3 protein-coding genes are annotated in these 6,320 nt (G+C 60.6%); 1 reads left to right on the top strand and 2 read right to left on the bottom strand.

Annotation, left to right across the window (positions count from 1 at the left end; genetic code table 11):
• Positions 1-357: 357 nt before the first annotated feature.
• Positions 358-3,717 carry a hybrid sensor histidine kinase/response regulator gene (locus OVA07_RS16320; protein WP_442789659.1) on the top strand — a complete coding sequence of 1,120 codons (3,360 nt, stop codon included), beginning with the start codon at positions 358-360 and terminating at the stop codon, positions 3,715-3,717.
• Here OVA07_RS16320 and OVA07_RS16315 read toward each other — a convergent pair.
• A complete protein-coding gene (locus tag OVA07_RS16315) occupies positions 3,691-4,314 on the bottom strand; it encodes a response regulator transcription factor (protein WP_268172579.1) in 624 nt (207 codons plus the stop codon). The two genes, OVA07_RS16320 and OVA07_RS16315, sit on opposite strands and share 27 nt — an antisense overlap.
• Positions 4,315-4,348: 34 nt before the next feature.
• Positions 4,349-6,298 (bottom strand): acetate--CoA ligase, encoded by a 1,950-nt coding sequence (gene acs, locus OVA07_RS16310; protein WP_268172578.1) that lies wholly within the window; start codon positions 6,296-6,298, stop codon positions 4,349-4,351.
• Positions 6,299-6,320: the final 22 nt, after the last annotated feature.

Here is a 6,320-nt window from a genome sequence, read left to right as displayed (position 1 = left end):
CCCGCAACCAGATATTTATTCCAAACACATTTTATGACCCCGCTTCTGGCGGGGTTTTTGTTTTGTGTTGTCGGCTTGCATCACATTCCTGCAATATTTCTCTGACGTAAAATTCCTTGTGACAGCCTGCTCAGCTACGATTAAGAACTCCATCTCAACTGTCGCCCGGCGCGGCCTTGGGAGAGGATGCGACTAAAATCGCGCCGCGCCGGGTGTTAAAGTCATCGCCATGAACGTGCTGAGGACTTTTAACCAGATATACCTGTACTGCAGTTGTAAGTGCGAGCTATTTGCTTGGTTTCGTTCCGGGGAGAACGCTTTTCCTGCAGGCTATAGCTTGTGGCGGCGTTGCCATTTATGACACCGCTATTGGCAGCCTTTCTTGCATTTGCCCTGTTCGGGCTATTGTTTGCGGTTGCCAGTTTTGCTGACCGTGCAGGCTCCGCATCCCGTCACTATCGCCGAATGCGCCACGGCGCATACACACTTGCGCTGGGTGTCTACTGTTCAAGCTGGACCTTTTATGGCGCGGTGGGATCTGCAGTCAGTGAGGGGTGGAATTACCTTCCGATCTACCTTGCCCCAGCTTTGATGTTGCTACTGGCGCCACGATTTCTGGGAGCGTTGGCCAAGGCTGTTGAGCACGAACGTGCCACGACCATATCCGACTTCATCGCGGCAAGGTTCAGCCATGATCCGGGGGTGGCACAAATCATCACCGTGATCGCCCTGTGTGGCACGGTGCCTTATGTGGCGCTGCAGCTTCGTTCGATGGGCAGGGCGCTTTCGTTACTTTCGGGTGATATTTCGGAAGTGTCGGTCATGGTTGTGGCTGGGGCATTACTGGCGCTGTTTGCTATCCTGTTCGGTGCGCGGCGATATGAAATTGCTGGACGTAGTGAAGGGCTGGTTTTTTCGGTTGCGCTGGAGTCGCTGATAAAACTTGGCGCGCTCGCGCTTGTTGGCCTTTATGCTGCAAGCATTATCATCATGGCGGAACCAGCGGATTGGGCGAGGGCGTCTGGCGCTTTGGGTGGTCAGTTTTCGGCTTCGGGCATATCGCTTGAAACCTTGGTGGTAACGCTGGTTTCAGCTTTTGCCGTGCTGGTTTTACCGCGCCAGTTCTACATGGGGCTGACGCAGGCGCATAGCGTTACAGACCTGAGCAATGCCCGCAAAGGGCTGGCGGCATACCTGATGGTCATGGCTGCGCTGATCGTCCCCATTGCTTTGGCAGGGCTGGTCGCTTTGCCTGAGACGGCGCCACCAGACAGCTTCGTATTGCTGCTACCCCTGCGCGAAGGGCTGGGCAGTCTTGCGGTGATAGCATTGCTGGGCGGCTTGAGTTCAGGCGCGGCGATGGTGATTGTCGATTCCATCGCACTGGCAACGATGGTGTCGAATGACCTGATTTTCCCGGCAGTGCTGCGCAACAAGGGCGATGAACTGGCAGGCGCGCTTGGGCGCCAGATGCTTGCCGTACGGCGGGTTTCGATTATCGGAGTCGTGGGCCTAGCGTTGTTGTGGGCCGTGCTGGTCGATCCGTCGCGCTCGCTGGCGTCGATCGGGCTGGTGGCCTTTGCTGCCATGGCCCAGTTCGTGCCACACCTGTTGCTGGCCGTGGCGGGTGCGGGGCGGGATCCGGTTGCAGCCAAGGCGAGCCTGCTGACCGGCCTCGCCCTCTGGCTTTATACTCTGGCGCTTCCGCCAATTCTTCCTGCTGCGTGGGTTGCGGCTTTGTCGGGCACGATGATCGATCCGCTGCGGTTGCTGGGCATCGGCCACACATCGCCGTTGGTTCATGGCGTACTGTGGAGCTTGTTCTGCAATCTGGCGGTAATGGCGCTGGCGACCGCTGGACAACGGCGAGCGCCTCGCCTCCCAAGGCTGGTGCTGGCTGAACGGCCGGTTGGCAATATGGGCGAGCTGGCCGCGCTGACCGCGCGCTTTATCGGAGAAGACCGGGCCAGCACGTCATTTCCCGCAGAACTTCATGGGCAGCCAATCACGCGCGCATTCGCTCGCACAGCGCAGGAGTTGATCGCTGGCGTTGTGGGCGCATCGTCGGCGCGCGCGCTGGTGGCATCGGCGCTGGCGGGCGGGCGGATGAGCCTTGAGGATGTGACGCGCCTGCTGGATGAGGGCGGCCAATCGCTTAGCTTTTCGCGGCAATTGCTGGCTGCCACGTTCGAGAACCTGCAATCGGGCGTCAGCGTCATTGATGGCGATCTGAATCTGGTGGCTTGGAATACCCGTTACGTCGATCTGTTCGGTTATCCGCCGGGGCTGGTGCAAGTGGGAGTGCCCATTGCGGACCTTATCCGTTTCAATGTGGAGCGCGGCAATTTTGCAGGCCCGGTCGATGAAGAGGTCGAGAAGCGGTTGCGTCATCTGCGCGCACGCCGCTCTTATGCGTCCGAGCGCGTGCAGGCCGATGGCCGCGTCATCAAATCTGTCGGTGGCGCGATGCCAGGCGGTGGCTATCTGACGTCGTTCACCGACATTACCGAAGATGCGCAAGTTCGCACTGAATTGCGCGACACGCTGGATGAGCTGGAACAGCGCGTTGCGGCGCGGACGGTCGAACTGCGCAAGGCAAATGATCGCCTTGCCGATGCGACGCGCGAAAAAACCCGGTTTCTGGCGGCCGCCAGCCACGATCTGCTGCAACCGCTGCATGCCGCGCGCCTGTTTACTTCTGCGCTGGATCGCAATGTCGAAGGCAATGCCAAAGTGCTGACTGCGCGGGTGGATCGTTCCATCGTCGCGGCAGAGGAATTGCTGCGTGCCTTGCTCGACATCTCCAAACTGGATGCGGGCGGTATTCAAGCCAGCCCTGAAGTCATCGATCTTGGACCGCTGATCGGCGATATCGCGGAAAGCATGCGTCCCTTGGCCGAGGAAAAGGGGCTGATCTTGCGTGTCGCATCACTGCGGGGAAGCGTCGAGACGGACCCTGGCCTGTTGCGTTCGGTCCTGCAGAACCTGCTTGCCAATGCGGTGCGCTATACCGTGGATGGCGGGGTGTTGATTGGCGTTCGGCGGCGCGGTGCGTTTGTGCGGATCGATGTGGTCGATACAGGTGTCGGTATTCCGGTAGACCGGCAGGCCGATATCTTTGGGGAATTTACGCGCCTTGGCACGGTTGAGGCCGAAGGTTTGGGCCTTGGCCTTGCCATTGTCGAACGGATCGCACGGCTTTTAGGCGTGCGGATCGAACTGGCGTCGCACGAAGGGCGGGGCAGCCGGTTCAGCATATTCCTGCCCGCGTTAAAGGCCCCTGCGTCATCGCGCCCCGGCACAACTCAGCCAGCCCCCACGGCAGCTTTGCCTGTAGGCGGTGGGCGTTCGCTGCGAGTGCTTGTTGTCGACAACGAGCCTGCGATTGTCGAAGCGACCGCCGCCCTGCTGGAAGGTCTGGGCCATTCGGCGATTACGGCATCTGGCACCGAACAAGCCTTGGTGCATGTGGCCCATGTCGATGTGTTGTTGGCCGATTATCATCTTGGCGGGGGCGACGATGGTGTTCGCCTGATCGATCAGGCGCGCAGCCGCAATCCTGCCTTGGCTGTGGCGCTGATTACCGCAGAAAGCGGGGCAGCCTTGCGCAACCGGCTCAGGCTGGGGCGTATTGCCCTGTTTGTGAAGCCTGCAGATCCGGCCGCTATTGCCGAATTTCTGGCCGGCGTGTCAGTTGGCCAAATCCAGTCCGAGTGAACGGGCGACCAGCGCTGCCTGTGTGCGGTTCTGCACGTCCAGCTTGCGCATGATGGCGGTCATGTGCGCTTTTACCGTTGCCTCGCTCATCCCAAGGTCGAAGGCGATCTGCTTGTTCAGTTTGCCGTCCAGCACGGCCAGCAGGACTTTAAGCTGTGTGGGCGTAAGTCCGGCCACTTCGCGCCGCACCTTATCGACCGGTTCGGTTGCTGCCCCAGCCGGGGCAGTGCCACCCAATGCAGCGCGAATGGCATCTTCTATCCGGACAAGATCGGCATCCTTGCGCAAAAAGCCGACCGCGCCGAATGCGCGCGCTTCATCTGCGACCATTGCCCCCTCGGCGCTCGAGACGACCAGAATCGGCACACTGGGCTTTTCGGCATGGAGCAAGGCAATGCCGGAATAGCCGATGGCACCGGGCATTTTCAGGTCAAGCGTGATGAGTTTCAGATCGCCGGCTTCGGCAGCGGCCTTGGCCGCCGAAGCCAGTGTGCCTGCCTCGATCACCCGCGCGTTCGGCGCAACATTGCTGACCGCCAAAGCCAGCGCTTGCCGGAACAGCGGGTGATCGTCGGCTATCAGGATCGTTTCGCTCACACCCCTCCGGTCAGGCCGGTTGCAGACGCGGTATTCATGCGTTTGCCAGATGAGGCCTGTTGGCCAGCAGATTATCGACCACGGACGGATCGGCAAGCGTCGATGTATCGCCCAGGTTGGAAACATCGTTTTCGCCGATCTTGCGCAGAATGCGACGCATGATCTTGCCCGAACGGGTCTTGGGCAGGCCGGGCGCGAACTGGATGACATCGGGGGTGGCGATCGGGCCGATTTCGTGGCGGACCCACGCGATCAGTTCCTTGCGCAGCGCTTCGTCCGGCTCAACCTCGGCATTGCAGGTGACAAAGGCATAGATGCCCTGACCCTTGATGTCGTGCGGCATGCCCACCACTGCGGCTTCGGCCACTTTGGCGTGCGCCACCAGCGCGCTTTCGATTTCTGCCGTGCCCATGCGGTGCCCGGATACGTTGATAACATCATCGATGCGGCCGGTGATCCAGTAATAGTCATCGGCATCGCGGCGGCAGCCGTCGCCGGTGAAATACAGGCCTTTGAACGTGCTGAAATAGGTCTGGAAAAAGCGTTCGTGATCGCCCCACACGGTGCGCATCTGGCCCGGCCATGAATCGGTGACGACAAGGCAGCCGTCGGTTGCGCCTTCCAGAAACACACCGTCGTTGTCGACCAGTGCAGGTTTCACGCCAAAGAATGGGCGCGATGCAGAGCCGGGCTTGAGCGGTGTCGCACCGGGCAGCGGGGTAATCATCGCAGCACCGGTTTCGGTTTGCCACCATGTGTCCACGATGGGGCAGCGGCTGTCGCCCACAACCTTGTGATACCACTCCCACGCTTCGGGGTTGATCGGCTCGCCCACGCTGCCCAGCAGGCGCAGCGAAGCGCGGCTCGTCTTCTTCACCCATTCATCGCCTTCGCGCATCAATGCTCGCAGGGCGGTGGGGGCGCCATAGAAGATTTCGACCTTGAACTTGTCGACCACCTGCCAGAACCGGCTTGCATCGGGGAAGTTGGGCACGCCTTCGAACATCACCGTGGTGCCGCCGTTCATCAGCGGCCCATAGACGACATAGGAATGGCCCGTGACCCAACCGATATCGGCTGCGCACCAGTAGATCTGGCCGGGCCGATAATCGAACACGTACTCGTGCGTCATCGACGCCCAGACCGAATAACCGCCGGTGGTGTGCAGCACGCCCTTGGGCTTGCCGGTGGAGCCGGAGGTATAGAGGATGAAAAGCGGATCTTCCGCGCCCATTTCCTCAGGCGTGCAGGTTGCGCTCTGTTCGGCCACGGCGCTGGCCCAGTCCACGTCGCGGCCTTCTACAAAGCCCACCTCTGCGCCGGTGCGGCGCAACATGATGACGGTGTCCACATCGGGGCACTGCTTCAGCGCTTCGTCGACATTGGCCTTCAGCGGCACTTTCTTGCCACCACGCAGGCCTTCGTCTGCGGTCAGCACGACGCGGCTGTCGCAGTCGGTGATGCGGCCGCCCAGCGCGTCGGGGCTGAACCCTGCAAAAACGATGGAATGGATCGCGCCGATCCGCGCGCAAGCCAGCATGGCAACGGCGGCTTCGGGCACCATCGGCAGGTAGATGGTCACCCGCTCACCCTTTTTGACGCCCTTGGCCTTCAGCAGGTTGGCAAAGCGGCAGACATCGGCGTGCAACTGGCGATAGGTGATTTCACGGTGTGCGTCGGTGGGGCTGTCCGGCTCCCACAGGATCGCAATGTCATCCCCGTGTGTGTCCAGGTGCCGGTCAAGGCAGTTGGCCGAAAGGTTCAGCGTGCCGTCTTCAAACCAGCGAATGCCGAAATCGGCTTCATGAAACGAGGTGTTCTTGACCTTGGTGAAAGGCTTGATCCAGTCGAGCCGCTTGCCATGTTTGGCCCAGAAGCTTTCCGGATCGTCCACCGACTGGCGATACATTTCCAGATAACCGGCTTCATCAACCAGCGCGTTTGCGGCCCATTGCGCCGGGACCGGATAAACTGCCTCGCCCATGTCAGGCTCTCCTTTTCAGATT

Source organism: Novosphingobium sp. SL115, assembly GCF_026672515.1.
Taxonomy (GTDB): Bacteria; Pseudomonadota; Alphaproteobacteria; order Sphingomonadales; family Sphingomonadaceae; genus Novosphingobium.
Note: the sequence above shows the minus strand (reverse complement) of the source record. Positions and strands in the feature narration are given on the sequence as shown.